The sequence below is a fragment of the Alicyclobacillus sp. ALC3 genome, from assembly GCF_028751195.1.
Lineage (GTDB): Bacteria > Bacillota > Bacilli > Alicyclobacillales > Alicyclobacillaceae > Alicyclobacillus_L.
In genome coordinates this window covers 563,084-578,496 of sequence record NZ_CP066784.1, presented here as the reverse complement: position 1 = coordinate 578,496, position 15,413 = coordinate 563,084, and the positions used below count along the sequence as shown (strand labels likewise).

The following is a 15,413-nucleotide window of genomic DNA, read 5'->3' as shown; positions in this document are numbered from 1 at the left end:
GATGGTTGATGAAAACGACAATGACAGCGAACGACCGGCGTCAGGTGGCACACCTGTTGAGCGTAGCTGCACCAAATTTCACAACTTCACGAACGGGACGAGGGGAATGGCGCGATCGGAAGAGGGCGTTGGATTGGGGCGAGGCCGTGGACATCTCGCAACAAGACGCAACTACGGGTACGCAGAAGGAAACTGAGGAAGAATGTCGACCGCGAGAAGCATCGAACCGGCCCAGTACGGTTGAGTCGGCGAGCAGAGACGTTCCCATTAAACATGTCAAAAAGTTGGAGAAGCGAATTCGGAGCTTGGAAACGTCGGTCGAATCGCTGCAAGAGGAGCGCAGTGCCAAAGACGTGGAGATTCGCAAGTTGAGCCGAATCAATCGACATCATGAACAAGAACTCCTCTCTCTTCGCGAGCAGCAGTCTAAGACACAACGAGAACTGGACACGATGAACCGTAAGCTGAAGCGGGCCGACAAGACCGCGGCGCAATACCGTCTGCAACTGCTCGTGTCGGAGCAACACGTTGCGGCCTTGCAGAGAGAGCTTGAGGACATGCGTGTACGGGTCATTAAGGCCGAAACGACTGTGGTTGAACTGCGTGCGAAACAACCGGCGCGCAGCGTACTGACCCAAACTGCTGTTGACGTGGTGCCGGAAGCTGCTTCGGAAAATTCATTGGAGCGACTCAGTTCTGAGACCTCAACAGGTGCGGGAGAAGCAACGTTTGAATCATCCGGGCAAGTCGCTACATCCTTCGACGACCGTACTGTCGACTACGAGGGTCTTGGGTACGTGCGACAAGAAGGTGAGCACTACTGGTTTCAGGACATCAACGACACGGACGTTGTCTACCGCGTTTCAACCGACGTGGAGATGGTCGTGTCAGACGGAGACGCTGTGCGACTGACCCACAGGTCGGACGGTAGTATCGCCATCACACCGCTCGACTGTCGGCCTGCTGGGCGGACCGCATCGATTCGTAGAGTCCCTGGCCGACGAGCGCTGCGCCGGGTGCGGACTGCACAAGTGGATCCGAATCGAGAAGGGGGTAGGACTGCGCTTGAGCGGGGAGAGGACGGGTGTGACATCGTGATTGTCGGAGGAGACTCACCGACCCGGTATCAAATGGCGCTGGAGCGCCCAGGTGTGCGGGTGCATTGGCACAACGGATTTGAGCAGCAAGAGAAGTTGGAGAACCTGCTTCGTCGCGCAGCATGTGTTATCACGATCGAAACCAAGATGGGTCATCGGGCGTTTTGGCGAGTCAGGGAACTGGCGAAAGCAGGACAGTACGTGTGGAAACACGTGAAGGTCAAGTCACAGACGACGGTTGTCCGTGCCGCGGAGTCGGCACTGCTGGAGTTGCGGCGCAACGCGGAACGCGTGCCAACACTATGAGAGGCCTGTAGGGGGAAAAGCCATCGCCATTATGTGTTGTTGAGGTGTATTCTGATTTCGACAACGGCGTCGAGAGGGGATTTCTGTGTTGTTCAAGTTCTCTAAGGCGAAGCTTCGGTTTGGAGTCTATATGGGTGGACGCAGGCTAAGGAAACTTAATGCTGATACGCTTGATGAAATCTATGAAGCCTATAATGAGTTTTGTAAGAGTCAAGGTTGTACCGAGGACTTCCAAACGCCAGCGTCTTTCGGTTACTTAGGCTGGCGCAACCCGAACAACGGTACGGTCTTAACTCTGCGAAGAGAGTAGCATGGTTAGGTTGACTGTGTCTGATCACGGTTTTATACCCTGCCTTCGAAGTGACAACGCCATGACGTGTATGAACCAATGATGGCTGAAGTACTCTGTACGGAGGGCGGAAGTCTTGAGGTGTTGTTGCTCGACAAATGATGGAGAGTATTTCTACGATTTGTACGAGGTGGTATTATAGAGGAAAGAATTGCAAACAATCGCAAACAGCAAGTGTGCCCTTTGAACACTCTGGGAGAGGTTGACTGATGGTATGCGTAAATTGTGGAGGTGGCTCGGTCCTGCGGTCGTGCTCGTTGTTGGCGCAAGCGCATGGATAACCACAACGGCTTTAAATCACGGTGCCCTACCGAGCACTCCGACGAGCGGATACGGGTCGGTGAAAAGGAAACCGAGCCCGCCTCATGTTCCACCAAAGCAAAAGGTTCATTCCATCTCTTCGTCAGGGAGTACGGGATCGACTTCGACTACAAAGACTTCGCCTGCTACCCTGAACTCTGCGCCTGTGTATTACAAGAATCAGGTTGTAGCGCTCATGTACCATGATGTTCAGGCAAAGAAGTTGCCTGGCGACGTGATTTCCCCAACTACGTTTGGGCAAGAACTGGCGATGTTGCGGCAACAAAACTTCCATGTGGTATCTTTACAACAAGTCATCTCCTTTCTGCAAGGTTCCGCTCCGATCCCTGATAATGCGGTTCTTATCACCTTCGACAACGGATATGAAAGTTTCTATCAGACGGTTTATCCGATGCTCAAGAAGTACAAGGACCCTGCAGTTTTATTTGCCATAGTTCGTTGGCTGTCACCCCCCCATAAGAAAGGGCTGTTCCAATCTCTGAACTGGCAGCAGGTCAAGCAGATGTACGACAGTGGCCTTGTCGCAGTCGAGCCACAGACGTACAACCTCCACTACGGTGCGCAAGTCGGCCCACATAGTACGTCGCCCGCCTCTGTGGCGCGGCTCTACAACCCAGCAAACGGCAGTGTCGAGAGTTTGGCTCAGTACGATGCGCGCGTCTATGCGGATGTTGCGCGAGCGCGCCAAGAGTTGATGACGAGGTTACATGAGCCAAATGTCGACGCTATGTGCTATCCGTTCGGAGACTACAATCCGAGCTTTGTCCACGTGCTGCAAAAAGCGGGTTACCGGTACATGTTTACGGCTTCGTTCGGTTGGGGGATTCTGCAGCACACCAATCCCACGACGCTTTATCGGATTGATGCCGGTTCACCGTACTTCACAGCGCCAGGCCTGATTTCGACGATTCGTCAGATCGCGACTGATACGGCAAACAACCCAACGTGGCACGCCCCATCACAGTACGTCCAGGTTTGGCACTATTAGTACGTAAATGCCAGTGCACCGGCTCCCGTGGCCCTTGCTATGTGCTTCCGTGCCTTTGGTGCAATTGCGATACTATGGAGTTTACTTGAGACTGCGTAAGTGGCGCCCATGGAGAACCATTCGGGTCTGATGATGCCGCAGCGGGGCTGTCCCCTTGATTCCACCATTTTGCTTGATATGGGGTCCCTTGGAATGTGATTCGATCACCTGCTTGATATACTGCCTTGCCTGACCAGACAGGGTACGTACCCTTCGGTACGGTAGGCTGCGGAATCGGTTTTTCGCCCGGCAAAACTGGTCCGATGAGATTCCACGGTGTTTGCCATGACTGCAAAACCGGGTTGTCGGGAACGTCACCTTGCGTCCACCACTTTGCCTGATAGACATTGTGGTGCCAAACCACTTTTTCGCCTGCGAGATAGGTGCCTGTTGGCGACCATATCTGATAGGGGCTCGTTGCTGGGTTGTCTGGTGTCCGTTGGCTGGCAGATATCGGGTCAGCTTTCGTAATCAGTCCTGCACTGAGAAAAAGCGCTCTTTGACTTTTGGAGTGCGCGCGAACGGGATCTTTTTACCGCTGAGCGCTTGCAGTATTGATTTCAGAACGCCTGCTAGGTTCACTGGCAGCAGGATTAAGTTGAAGCCGTAGATTCTGAATATGTCACTGCGCTTTGTACCCGTTGTATTTTAAGTCACTTGCCATCGCCAGAAAGTATGGCAACGCAGCAAGGAGAACAAATGGACTGAGGAGTTGCCCGTAAATAGGGTAGGCTAACAGAAAGATAAGGCCAAAACTAGACCAAGTTATCGAGGCCATATAGTTCATACGCAGTAGGACCTCGGCCCGTGATAGATACTTGCCTTGCCGTTGATGGTTTCGCATCAAAGACCACAATTTGGGTAGGATTAGCAGACCGCCGTTGGCCCATCGCCTTCTTTGTACAATGAGCGAGCCAAAGTCAGGCGGTGTCGCGCTGTAACTGAGGCGTTCGGGATAGTTCATCAGCGTCCACCCGTGTATCGCCAGGTCCACGCTGGATTCTGTGTCTTCGATCACCGTACGGTCTTGGATATACCTGCGGATTTCAAAGCCACCGACCCACTCTGCTTCGCCGATGTCATCCAATGCAGCTTTTCGGATGATTGCGTTCGCCCCAACCCAGAAGGTCGCATTATAGTAGCTCATACCCTGGTGCAAAATGTGTTGGATGTCTGTCGTCGCGCCCGCAATCCGTTCAATACGAGTGGCAGCCCCGCGGAACGCAGAGTACGGAGTCTGAGCTACCGCAACGTGACCATTGTCTGGTTGTTGCAGGAAGTAGACAAGACGCAAGCAATACTCCGGGAGAAGTATGGAGTCTGCATCCAGCGTAAGAATGAAATCGCTATCTGGAAAGGATAGACTATCCCGGCTGGGCTTTTCAGTGGTTGCCACAAGGATTGGACCATCTGGCGTCTCTACTTGGTGATAGGTATGTCCCATCAGACCGATATAGGAGTTGAGGTTCATGGCTTTGTTTGCTTCATGAGACAGAGAGGCGTACTTTTTTCGTTCGAAGACAGAAAGTTCAGTACTGAATATCCAGGTCAAACGTTGATACAGTTGGCTGACCCTTGCAAAGCCAAGTCGCGCGCCTTCGTGGTAGGAGGCCATTAAGGCGTCATGCACGATACGCAGTTCCTTTGCTAAACCGCATACTACTTGACGGGCAAAGAACTCCCCGACGTGGTCAACAATCTCTTCTCTCTTGGCGAGACGTTCCAGCCAGGTGGCTCCCCAAGCGTAGTTTCTCGCCAACTCCTTTGTCACTTCCAGACTAACCTGCGACACTGAGGGTTGAGTGAAGTTGAATTGCCAAAACGCGCTGTTGAAAAGTTCACGGGGCTCAGCGAATAAGTCGGAGATGTCTTCAGCCAACTGGCGAGTGGCGTGGAGGCGAGATGCGACAACCGGATCTGATGGATAGGGGGGGTCATCTAAAAGAAGGACAACTCGCATCTCTGGGTATTCCTGTAGCGCAGCCGATAGCAATGTCTTTCGCACAACATCTGGCTCTTCACTATAGGACGGAACCAACACGGTGATACTTGGTTGGTTCTTTTCGAAGAACCGGTCAATTTCGGCCCGCGGAACGCGCACATGTGTACGAAAGCGCTGGTAGGCGCCCTGGCGTGCCAAGAGATACATAAGCGCAGAAAATGTAAGCAACGTGAAAATCAGCAGGTATCCGATGGCCTCCAGTGTGAACTGATAGCTACTTGGACCATCAAAGTATCTACGTATGATGGTCGTTAGGACATAGGCGCCCCAAAGGGCGACCGTCAGAACAATTGCCAAGCGACTGAACACGATTTTTTGAGTCGACGGCTTGGCATGCAGTATCGACAACGGCCTTGTGCGTCGTTCGGTACCCCATTGCCGTTTCCAACTGCGATGAGTCCTGGGTTTTGTATGTGACATCTCCCGAGACAACCTCCTTTCCGAAGAAATAAGAGTGCAGACTCGTCTGTTCGTTATATAGAATCTATGGGTTCAGTATGGTGAATTAGAACGCTTCCGTCCACGAGATGTATGTTACCCGGCATGCATCATCGAGGCTCACTACTGCGTATACTCCTGAGAGTAAAGGGGCGAGTATGAGATACAGTTTCTTTGCTGTTCATCCTGGTGTATCAGTCGTGGATGCTCACGGCAGACGGAGCCGACATTGGCTACAAGGTCAGTGAGCTGAATTCATGCAAATTTATCGCAGTCGAATGAAAACGGGGCGGAGAGAGCCGTAGAAAGAACCTACGGCTCGTCTGTAGCTGACTTTGAGGATGACTTTTGCATTGGGGCCTCGTAATACGATTACGCTGATTTATGCTGATTCGGATGGGGACGCGGATGGACTCGAACCTGCAAACCTTCCTGCTTCAACTGTTCCGCATATACGTCAGCGTCTTTCTTAGTCATTGATTCGCTCGCAAACCAACCATTCCCGTCAGAAAACCAAACCACAAACATTTCCTCCATGTCAATCCCTCCACAATCTGTCTGTGAGTTAACACTATACCATAAACATTGAATTTTCGTTAAAATCACGCGACAATTGTGTATAGGTAATGCGTGGGCCGCCTGTTCTGTTCCTATCCGACAACCAAGGCGGACGTTCCTCATGTGAGAGCGGGTCCGACACAGTCGACAGGTAGCAGCTTGACGGCAGCGGACCCTTGGCAATTCGTGATACCTGAGCTGGTGAACTTTGTGAGTCGTTCTCTGATGGAATCGGGAGACCGTTTCGTTTAACCCTCGGTTTCAGACTGAACGACCGCAGATGTCTTGTCGTACAAGTTCTGACGAGTCTCCGCAATGCCTGGTTGGAACTGGATCACGGCCGATGCTCGTACATCCTTGACGTGTTGCATGGCTTGTTGCACCTTAGCCTCCCCAGAAACGCCGAGGGAAGAGGCTGCGTCAGCGATCGCGGTGCCAGCGAGCGCTCCTTGCGCCATCGCGACGAGGGCGCTCTCGACGCCGGTGATGTTCCCAGCTACGTATAACCCGTCGAGCGGCGTGCGCAGACGCTCATCGTGAACCGGGATGTATCCGCCCAGTGTGGGGACGAAGGTGAATGGGACACCGGCGACACCGGCGAGTTCAACCAATGGTGCCAGGTCTCCTGCAATCGCGACGAAGTCGACTCGCTCTTCTCGCTCGGAACCGCGGACGATGGTGCCGTCTGCGGTGACGTCAGCCAGCAGCACGGACTCAACGTGATCAGTCCCTTGTATGCGAAGTGCGGTCGTGCGTAGTTTCAGGGGCATGCCCCACAGGTCGATACCGGACTTTCGGATAAATTTGAGTGCGAAAGTAGAGAGGTTCGGCATGGCGGATAGCACTTTGCTGCCAGAGCGCATCCAAGAAGATGGGGCCATGTGGGCAAACTGCATGAGAGACTGCAGGACAGCGGCTGGACTGGCGTTCTCTTTGGCAAATGTCGTTTTCGGGGGCAGAACAATTCCAGCGAGAGTTACGCCGCTGACTGCCAGTTCATGCGCGATCGCCATCGCTAGCACATTGACGCCGATGATGAGCCCGCGCTCGCCCGGTTTTACATAGTGGACGTTGGTCAGGACCTGGGCGGCGCCAATTGTCATGACGCCAGGCAAGGTCCAGCCAGGCAGGGGGGAAGGCACTTCCGACGCGCCCGTCGCGAGGAGCAGAAAGCGGCTGTGGTAGGTAGTTTCCGAGCACTGCACGCGCCAGTTGTCGTTGGTTCGCTCGACGCCTTGCACAGATTTCCCGCACTGGATGCGCACGCCGAGTTGCTTGTTGCGTTCAATCAAGTTGTGGGCAACACGCTTGCCAACCCACCAACTGCCGTCCCGTTCCTCGTGAAACTGCCCTGTCATGCGCCCGCCTGGCACGGGGAATTCGTCGACGATCGCGACCGATAGGCCCGCCTCAACTGCAGAAGCGGCCGCCGACAACCCGGCAGGTCCCGCGCCGACAATGACGAGGTCGTAGTCTTCGTGGGTGGTCATTCGACATCCCTCCCCGTGATAGCGTTGGGGAGTTGCTGTCCCGAATGGATGACCATGTTTTCCTCGAGGGGGGTTAGGCAGGACCGGACGGTCCCAGTGCCGTCCACGCTCACTCGACACTCCATGCAGTGACCGATGGCACAGTACAGCCCTCGCGGTGCTCCGGTTTCCTCGTGCCTGCGCAAGGTGCGGATGTGGTTGGCGAGCAGTGCTGCGGCAATTGGTTCACCTTTCAGACCCTTCAGCAGCTGGTTGTCAAATGTAAAGGTCACAGTCGCGACGTCATAACCGGTCGCGGTGGAGGCGTTCGCTGAATGAGAGGGTGAGGCGTTGGTCGATGCAGTAGATTTCGGGCCGAGAATAGGGTGGTTTATGATCCGCAACATCGCTGTGTCAACCCTCCTCAGCCAGGTCCGCAAATGTCATGATGCGCACAGGCGGGCGAAACGACAGGTGATCTGCTGCTTCATACGGCGCTTTGGAGTTTTGCTGGTGAACGAACGAATCTATCAGGTGGCGACAAATGCGCCCTTGGCAAGCACCCATCGACGCTCTGGTATTCATCTTGATTTCGCGAGCGGTGTGAGCGCCCGCGAGGTAGGCCTCTTCCAACTGCTTGAGTTGAACTTCCTCGCAGCGACAGACAATCAAGTCTTGTCTATCCAAGGGGATCCCTCCAGTCTACTCTAGCTGATAAATAGAATGAATTAAATCGTTTGACCATTCTTTCAAAAAACAAGAGTCCGCTGTATAATGACATCGGCAGGTGACAATTGCGCATCAACGTACGCCTAGTTGTGAAAATTGATTTTATACTACAATAATCGATATTTTGGTGCAATGCCGGTTTCGTCATTTCTACGGTGGGGCGGAAGGTGGTGAATCAATGGCTGTCAGCAGTTCGGATGTGGTTGTTGTCGGCGGTGGCATTATCGGTGCCGCAATAGCCTACTATGTCGCGAGTCGCGGTATGCAAGTGACTGTAGTCGAGAAGGGTGAAATTGCTGGCGGGACTTCGTCGCGCTGTGATGGAAACATCCTTGCGATTGACAAGGAACCTGGGTTCGATAGCCAAATGTCCCTAGTGTCCCAGAAACTCGTGGAGGAACTTGCGCAAACGCTTGACGAAGATTTTGAGTACCGCGCGCCGGGGAGTATCCTTGTCTGTGAAAACGACGACGAGATGGCAGCAGCCGAGCAGTGGGTCGAGCGGCAGGTGGCTGCAGGGTTGCCGTTTCGGATGTTGAGCCAGCAGGACCTGCGGGATGAGTGGCCGTACCTAGCGAAGGATTTGCCTGGGGGGCTCGAGTGTGCGACAGACTCCACGGTGAACCCAGTCCTCATGACGTACTCACTCGCTCGGACCGCTCGTAGGCTTGGTGCACGGCTACAAACCCATACAGAGGTCACGGGGATATTGCGCGACGAACGAGGCCGCGTTTCGGGAGTCGAAACGACAGAGGGCGCAATTCGGACGCCGTGCGTGATCAACGCCGGCGGCGTATGGGCGCCAAGGCTGGGAGAAATGGTCGGGCTTGACATTCCGATCCGTCCGCGCAAAGGGCACTTGCTGGTGTCCTCCCGAACATTCTCTATCGGGAAGAGGAAAGTCATGGAGTTTGGGTACCTGATGAGCAAGTTTGGCGGCAGCCGGCGCGTCGATCCTGAAATGGAGAAGTACGGCGTGGCGCTCGTCTTTGAGCCGACCGCGTCGCAAAACTTCCTGATGGGCAGCAGCCGCGAGTTCGTGGGGTTCGACACGCGCGTCGACCCGAATGTGATGCGCCTCGTTGCCAAACGAGCGATTCGGTTCTTCCCTGCGATTCGCGAAGTACCGCTGCTCCGCGCGTATGCGGGACTTCGGCCGTGGACGCCGGACCACTTGCCAATCGTGAGTCCAGTTGAGCAGATTCCCGGATACTTCATCGCAGCCGGGCACGAGGGAGACGGCATCAGTCTCGCGGCGGTGACGGGCCAGGTAATCAGCGAGATGTTGGCAGGTGACCCGACGTGCATCCCGACAGAGCCGCTCGCGTTTTCGCGGTTTAGCGATGTGCCAGTTCACCAGTAGACAGTAGACTGTGAGGCGTAGTCATTGGATGAGGAGAGAGGAAAGCAGTACCAAAACATATTTAACACAGCGCGGCCGGTCCGCGGATTTGAGGACATTGCGTCGCAGATTCAGGAGGCCATACTGTCCGGGACACTGAAGGTGGGGGACCGCCTTCCGAACGAACGGGAGTTAGGCGCGGTTTTCGGCGTGAGTCGACCAACTTTGCGCGAGGCCATCCGCAGCCTCGAGTCAGCGGGCCTCGTCGAGGTGCGGCGAGGCACGAGCGGCGGCACATTCATAGCGGAACCGGGTGCTACGCAGGTCGGCGAATCGCTCGCGGCACTCATCCGGTTTCGCGGCGCCACCGCAGATGAACTCGCTGAGTTTCGGCGAAGTTTTGAGAGCGAAACTGCACTATGGGCAGCGCGTCGAGCGACGGAGGACAACAAACGGACACTGCTCGAACTGCTGGAACAACTGAAGCAGGCAGCCCAGAACAAGCAACTGCCGTGGGAGGACTTTGTCGATCTAGACTTGTCCTTCCACGAAGAAGTGGCTAACGCGTCGCGGAATCAGATCCGCGTCGCCGTGATGCTCAGCATTCACGAGGTGCTGCGCAAAAACGCGCTGGTTATCGAAGTCGTGGAGGACCTCGGATGGCGTGAGCAGCAAGTCAAGGAGCTGGCGGAAATCGCGACCGCTATCGTGGAGCACCGGGATCGCATGGCGATGCGCCTGATGCGCAAGCATGTCAGTGAAAATGCTGAGGCGGTCGAGCGCGCCGGGTCTTCGCAATAAACCGCGGTGTTGCTTGACTACAAAGGAGGAGAACGATGACGGAACAGAGCAGGTGTTGGGTCGGCGGAGAGTGGATCGTACCAATTGGGAAAGAAGTGGCGGTGATGAGCCCGTCTGACGTAACACAGGAGATCGGGGTGATGCACTACGCCGGCGTCGATGTCGCGCGCCAGGCCGTTGAAGCAGCCCACCAGGCAAAGAAGGCTTGGGCGTCACTCACGGGGGCGGCTCGTGGGCAGTATCTTTTCCAAACAGCCGCGATTATGGAACAGCAACTAGATGAGATCGCGATGCTGGCAAGCCTGGAAATGGGCAAACCAATCACCGAGATGCGCGGCGAGGTCATGCGCGGGGTCAACATCTTGCGCTACTATGCTGGCGAGGGCGTTCGCGCGAATGGGAGCGTCATTCCGTCCAACGAGTCCGGGGTACTCCAGTATACGAAAAAGGTGTCGCTCGGCGTCGTCGCGGTCATCACGCCGTGGAACTTCCCGGTCGCGATCCCGATTTGGAAAATGGCTCCCGCTCTCATCTCTGGTAACACGATTGTCTGGAAGCCAGCTGAGATTGCGTCTCTGACGGCATCGCGGGTTGCACAGGCGTTTGCTGACGCGCAGTTGCCTGCCGGTGTGTTGAACCTTGTCGTTGGCAAAGGTAGCGTCATCGGGAACGCGCTGGTGTCGGAGATGGACATTGACGCGCTGTCGTTTACGGGATCGACCGCGACCGGACAAGGTATTGCTGCACAGTGCGCGCGCCGCAACGTCAAGTACCAGACTGAGATGGGCGGAAAGAACGCTGCCGTGGTGCTGCGCGATGCGAACATGGAACGCGCGGTGTCCGCGATTGTCAGCGGAGCCTTCCGGTCTGCAGGGCAGAAGTGCACTGCCACCAGCCGTATCATCGTAGAACGCGAGATTTCTGAACAACTCACTGAGGCGCTGCAAAAAGCGATCACAGACCTTTACATCGGATCCGCCATCAACCCGCAGAGTTACCTAGGACCTGTGGCCTCGAAGGCGCAGTATGAGACTGTAGACAAGTACGTTCAGCGAGCGCGATCACATGCAATTGTCCTGGCGGAAGGGAAGCCCCAGGTCGACCCCGCTCAAGGCCACTACGTGATGCCGATGCTGGTGTCAGGGGTCTCGTCGGATGATCCATTGGTGATGGAGGAGATCTTCGGCCCCGTCGCAACGCTCTTGACGGTGAACGACATCGATGAAGCGATTTCGATGTGCAACAAGTCGATCTACGGGCTCACCGCCTCTGTGTTCACGCAGAACCTGTCCTCCGCGTTTCGCTTCCTGGACGAAGCAGAAGCTGGCATGGTTCGCGTCAACCAGGAGACAGCTGGTGTCGAGTATCAGTCGCCGTTTGGCGGCATGAAACTGTCGAGCTCGCACACGCGTGAACAGGGGCAAGCTGCACTTGATTTTTACACTCAGACGAAGACCTGCGCCATTGCGTTCTAACGCTTCCTTGGCAACTAGTAAAACTATTTTGTAATTAGGTTGCATTGGCAAGTGCGCGGCAATATAATGTTTTCAGTATAAATGGTCAAACCATTTGGTTTATCCGGTTTAAGCGGAGAGGAGACGAGGTAGATGGAACGATTTGAAGGCGTGTACGTTGCCATTGTGACGCCGTTTACGCCGGACACGACAGGTGTGGACTACGCAAGGCTGGCAGAGCATGTGAACTGGCTGATTGAGAAAGGGGTCGACGGGCTCGTTCCCTGCGGCACGTGCGGGGAGTACCAGCAATTATCGTCCGAAGAGAGAAGCCGTGTCGTTGAGACGGTCATCGAAGCAACTGACAACCGTGTGCCGGTGATTGTCGGCGTCGCTGCACCGACTACTGTGCAAGCAGTGGGGTGGGCTGAACACGCTCGCCGTTCGGGTGCAACCGGTGTGATGGCGTTGCCGCCGATCAGTTACAAGCCGACCTGGGCAGAGGTTGTCGCGTACTTCCAGGCTCTGTCCGACGCTGGTTTGCCAATCATGATCTACAACAACACGCACGACAACGCGACAGATGTGACGCCCGACCTGCTGCATGAGTTGGAGCAGATTGAGAACATCGCCGGTGTGAAGGAGTTCAGTGGAGACATTCGCCGGATTCCTGAAATCCTGGAAAAGACAAACTTGCAGGTCCTCGCAGGTGCAGACGACCTGGCGTTGGAAGGGTTGTTGGCGGGCGCCCAAGGCTGGATCGCTGGCTTGGCCAATGCCATCCCGGAACAGTGTGTCCAACTCTATCGGGAAGTAAAGGCCGGTAATTTTGAAGAGGCTACACGGATTTACCGCTCCATCCTCCCCTTGATGCGGTGGGACTCAACGCCTCGCTTGGTGCAAGCCATCAAGTATTCGATGGAGCTCGCCGGACAGCCAGTAGGAGTCACACGCGCCCCCCGCTTGCCGCTTGATGCTAATGACCGCAAAGCGGTCGAAGAAGCATACCTCGGATGCGTGCAAGTGCTGAAGTCGTAACCGTACTAATGAAAAGGCGCGAGTCGAGGTAGTGTTGGTTTGATGCCATCTCGTACAATCCCCCGGTGTGTCCTCGCCGGGGGCAGAGCGGAGGGATGTTCTTGCTGGTCCTGTCAAGGGAAGAGGTCGAGCGCGCGATCGCGATGACCGAGGCCATCGAATCTGTCCGCACTGCACTGGTCGAGTTTTCGGCGCACCGAACGCAGACTCCGATTCGAAGCCATTTGTCTGTCGGTCAAGCTGCTGGGACTGCGTTGGTTATGCCGTCCTTGGTTCCGAACAGTGAAGCGCTAGGCCTCAAATTTGTCTCCGTCTTTCCGCGGAATCAGGCGATTGGCAAAAAGACGACCAACGGAGTTCTTGTGCTGGCGGATATCAACACGGGAGAGCCGATGGCTCTCATGGATGCGACCTACATCACTGTCCTGCGTACCGGCGCGGTCGTAGGGCTTGCAACTCAGTACCTTGCACAGCGGGATGCAAAAGTCCTCGGAGTCGTGGGGACCGGCGAGCAGGCGCTTGGTATTGTCTCGGCGATTCGAGAGGTGCGTCAGCTTGACGAAATCCGTCTGTTCAACCGCACGGAGGAGAAAGCACACCGGTTCGCGGAAGCGGTGCGACAGGACGATCCGGTAAATTGCCCGAGCCTCCGCGTAGTGGCTACAAGTCAGAAGGCTGTCGAGGGTGCTGACATTATCGTCACCGCTACAAACTCTACTACACCTGTCTTCGCGTCAGAGTGTGTGCGTCCTGGGTGTCACATCAACGCTGTAGGTTCTTTTCGGCAGGATATGCAGGAGTTGCCGACAGAACTGTTTGAGCGAGGTCCACACGTATTTGTGGAGTCGGTGGAGGCCGCACTTCAGGAAACAGGAGACCTGATCGTTCCCACGCAGCTTGGCCTGGTTACGGCGGAACAGGTGCACGAGCTGGGTCGGGAAGTTCAAACACTTGAACCGATTCGCCAGCCTGCCGACGATGCAGACATCACCATCTTCAAATCAGTCGGACTGGCAGCTATGGACATGGTCGTGGCCAAAACCGTCTACGACCGGGCGATTGGACTAAAGCTCGGCACGCATGTGCCGGTCTGAAAACGGTTATGTCACGTGCTGCCTCCAATCGGTTGGGGTAGAATTATAACTATTTTAACGAGATAAAATCTTCAATATCTTCTAACTTGACAATTGTTTTGCGGTGGTTGAAGAGGTATAATCTTTCTAATGGTCATACCATTTAGATGTTAAAGCGAAGGTGAGACGAAAACCAGAAGGAGGGGGCAAATTTGTTCACAAGGAGACGGGGAATGCTGACAGGCATTGCAGCTGTCGCGGTAGCGCTTATAGTGACGGCTTGCGGCACGAGCGGAAATGGAGGCAGCTCGGGCGGATCGAGTGGGGGTTCTAGCAACAGTCCCTACGTAGTAGGCGTGGTCCTGCCGATGACGGGTTCTAGCGCAGCAACCGGTACGGATATGTTCAACGCAGACAAATTGGCAGCGAGCAAGATCAACAGTACAGGCGGTATTCTCGGTCACCCGATCAAACTGGTCGAGGAAGACGACGCCTGCAGCCCGCAAACTGCGGTGAACGCAGCGAATAAAGTCGTGTCCCTCAAGGTTCAGGCTGTCGTGGACGGCTACTGCTCCGGCGCTGTGTTGCCGTCGCTGCCGATCTACAACCGCGCTGGTCTCCCGGTGGTTGACCCGGCTGCCAACTCTTCGGCACTGGTGCAGCAGGGAGATAAAAACTTCTTTGTCGTCAACTCGCTCGGCAATGACCAGGCTCGCACCGCTGCGAAGCTTATGGTCAACGTCCTTCATGCGAAAAACATTGCGCTCCTGAACGACCAATCCGCCTACGGCGAAAACCTGACCCAGTTGACCCAGGCACAGTTGCAAAGCATGGGCAAGTCGGTTGCGGACAATGAAGGTGTACCAGCTACACTCCAAGACTTCTCTTCCTTGATCTCGAAGTACAAGAGTGAAAACATCAACGCGATCTACTGGACTGGTTACTACGCTCAGGGCGGCCTGCTGATTAAACAAGCTCGGCAGTTGGGTTACACCGGCGCGATTATCGTGGGTGACGGTTCGGTGGACAACGTCCTGATTTCCACCGCTGGCAATCAGTACGCGCAGGGGGTCTACGCCACCATGTCGCCGATGCCGCCATTCCTGAAGGGACCACAGGCGACTGCTTTCACCAACGCTTATACATCCGCTTACCACACGCAGCCGGGACCTTATTCGGCACTCACATATGATTCCCTGATGCTTTTGCAACAGGCTGCAAAAGACGCTGGCTCCATCGACTCGGCGAAAGTCATCGCAGCGCTGCACTCGGTGCACTACACCGGGATCACGGGTCCGATTTCATTCCAGTCGAATGGCGCACGCGCGAATGCCCGCTTCTTGGTACTCGAAGTGAAGAACGGCCAGTTTACGTTGGCTCCGACTCAGCCATAACGGGGAAGGGATGAA

Annotated in this window: 14 protein-coding genes; 8 read left to right on the top strand and 6 right to left on the bottom strand. The window is 55.3% G+C overall.

The window, feature by feature from the left end; translation table 11 throughout:
• Positions 1–8 precede the first annotated feature (8 nt).
• Both JC200_RS02725 and JC200_RS02720 read left to right on the top strand, forming a co-directional pair.
• The gene (locus JC200_RS02725; RefSeq protein ID WP_274434655.1) at positions 9–1,403 is read left to right on the top strand and encodes a DUF2325 domain-containing protein; all 1,395 of its coding nucleotides are present in this window, start codon (positions 9–11) and stop codon (positions 1,401–1,403) included.
• A 563-nt stretch (positions 1,404–1,966) separates the two neighbouring features.
• On the top strand, positions 1,967–3,061 hold the full coding sequence (locus tag JC200_RS02720) for a polysaccharide deacetylase family protein (protein WP_274434654.1): 1,095 nt from the start codon (positions 1,967–1,969) through the stop codon (positions 3,059–3,061).
• Positions 3,062–3,098: 37 nt separating this feature from the next.
• Here the strand turns inward: JC200_RS02720 and JC200_RS24245 are convergent, their stop codons facing one another.
• From JC200_RS24245 to JC200_RS02695, 6 genes are all read right to left on the bottom strand, one after another.
• Complete coding sequence (locus JC200_RS24245; protein ID WP_338000193.1) at positions 3,099–3,464, bottom strand: carbohydrate-binding protein; 366 nt, start codon at positions 3,462–3,464, stop codon at positions 3,099–3,101.
• Positions 3,465–3,722: 258 nt separating this feature from the next.
• Entirely contained in the window at positions 3,723–5,522 is a 1,800-nt protein-coding gene (locus JC200_RS02715; protein WP_274434653.1) for a glycosyltransferase family 2 protein, read from the bottom strand.
• A 390-nt stretch (positions 5,523–5,912) separates the two neighbouring features.
• On the bottom strand, positions 5,913–6,077 hold the full coding sequence (locus tag JC200_RS02710; RefSeq protein WP_274434652.1) for a hypothetical protein: 165 nt from the start codon (positions 6,075–6,077) through the stop codon (positions 5,913–5,915).
• A gap of 269 nt (positions 6,078–6,346) precedes the next feature.
• Positions 6,347–7,588, bottom strand: a complete 1,242-nt coding sequence (locus tag JC200_RS02705) for an NAD(P)/FAD-dependent oxidoreductase (protein WP_274434651.1) — start codon at positions 7,586–7,588, stop codon at positions 6,347–6,349.
• Complete coding sequence (locus tag JC200_RS02700) at positions 7,585–7,974, bottom strand: (2Fe-2S)-binding protein (protein WP_274434650.1); 390 nt, start codon at positions 7,972–7,974, stop codon at positions 7,585–7,587. The genes JC200_RS02705 and JC200_RS02700 overlap by 4 nt, the downstream gene beginning before the upstream one ends.
• Before the next feature lie 7 nt (positions 7,975–7,981).
• On the bottom strand, positions 7,982–8,254 hold the full coding sequence (locus tag JC200_RS02695) for a (2Fe-2S)-binding protein (RefSeq protein ID WP_274434649.1): 273 nt from the start codon (positions 8,252–8,254) through the stop codon (positions 7,982–7,984).
• Positions 8,255–8,474: 220 nt separating this feature from the next.
• Here JC200_RS02695 and JC200_RS02690 point away from each other — a divergent pair, with 220 nt between their 5' ends.
• The 6 genes from JC200_RS02690 to JC200_RS02665 all read left to right on the top strand — a co-directional run bounded on the left by JC200_RS02690 (position 8,475) and on the right by JC200_RS02665 (position 15,398).
• A complete protein-coding gene (locus JC200_RS02690; protein WP_274434648.1) occupies positions 8,475–9,659 on the top strand; it encodes an NAD(P)/FAD-dependent oxidoreductase in 1,185 nt (394 codons plus the stop codon).
• A gap of 24 nt (positions 9,660–9,683) precedes the next feature.
• The gene (locus JC200_RS02685; RefSeq protein WP_274434647.1) at positions 9,684–10,439 is read left to right on the top strand and encodes a FadR/GntR family transcriptional regulator; all 756 of its coding nucleotides are present in this window, start codon (positions 9,684–9,686) and stop codon (positions 10,437–10,439) included.
• A gap of 35 nt (positions 10,440–10,474) precedes the next feature.
• Positions 10,475–11,914 (top strand): aldehyde dehydrogenase family protein, encoded by a 1,440-nt coding sequence (locus tag JC200_RS02680; protein WP_274434646.1) that lies wholly within the window; start codon positions 10,475–10,477, stop codon positions 11,912–11,914.
• A 132-nt stretch (positions 11,915–12,046) separates the two neighbouring features.
• Complete coding sequence (locus JC200_RS02675; RefSeq protein ID WP_274434645.1) at positions 12,047–12,931, top strand: dihydrodipicolinate synthase family protein; 885 nt, start codon at positions 12,047–12,049, stop codon at positions 12,929–12,931.
• A gap of 101 nt (positions 12,932–13,032) precedes the next feature.
• Positions 13,033–14,025: an ornithine cyclodeaminase family protein gene (locus JC200_RS02670; protein ID WP_274434644.1), complete on the top strand. Its 993-nt coding sequence runs from the start codon at positions 13,033–13,035 to the stop codon at positions 14,023–14,025.
• Positions 14,026–14,237: 212 nt separating this feature from the next.
• The gene (locus JC200_RS02665) at positions 14,238–15,398 is read left to right on the top strand and encodes a branched-chain amino acid ABC transporter substrate-binding protein (RefSeq protein WP_274434643.1); all 1,161 of its coding nucleotides are present in this window, start codon (positions 14,238–14,240) and stop codon (positions 15,396–15,398) included.
• Positions 15,399–15,413 lie beyond the last annotated feature (15 nt).

What these genes read in the sequence shown, in the direction of transcription:
- JC200_RS02705 (WP_274434651.1), bottom strand. Translation starts at nt 7,588, where the DNA reads ATGACCACCCACGAAGACTACGACCTCGTCATTGTCGGCGCGGGACCT.
- JC200_RS02720 (WP_274434654.1), top strand. Translation starts at nt 1,967, where the DNA reads ATGCGTAAATTGTGGAGGTGGCTCGGTCCTGCGGTCGTGCTCGTTGTT.
- JC200_RS02675 (WP_274434645.1), top strand. Translation starts at nt 12,047, where the DNA reads ATGGAACGATTTGAAGGCGTGTACGTTGCCATTGTGACGCCGTTTACG.
- JC200_RS02700 (WP_274434650.1), bottom strand. Translation starts at nt 7,974, where the DNA reads ATGTTGCGGATCATAAACCACCCTATTCTCGGCCCGAAATCTACTGCA.
- JC200_RS02665 (WP_274434643.1), top strand. Translation starts at nt 14,238, where the DNA reads ATGCTGACAGGCATTGCAGCTGTCGCGGTAGCGCTTATAGTGACGGCT.
- JC200_RS02715 (WP_274434653.1), bottom strand. Translation starts at nt 5,522, where the DNA reads ATGTCACATACAAAACCCAGGACTCATCGCAGTTGGAAACGGCAATGG.
- JC200_RS02710 (WP_274434652.1), bottom strand. Translation starts at nt 6,077, where the DNA reads ATGGAGGAAATGTTTGTGGTTTGGTTTTCTGACGGGAATGGTTGGTTT.
- JC200_RS02690 (WP_274434648.1), top strand. Translation starts at nt 8,475, where the DNA reads ATGGCTGTCAGCAGTTCGGATGTGGTTGTTGTCGGCGGTGGCATTATC.
- JC200_RS02680 (WP_274434646.1), top strand. Translation starts at nt 10,475, where the DNA reads ATGACGGAACAGAGCAGGTGTTGGGTCGGCGGAGAGTGGATCGTACCA.
- JC200_RS02725 (WP_274434655.1), top strand. Translation starts at nt 9, where the DNA reads ATGAAAACGACAATGACAGCGAACGACCGGCGTCAGGTGGCACACCTG.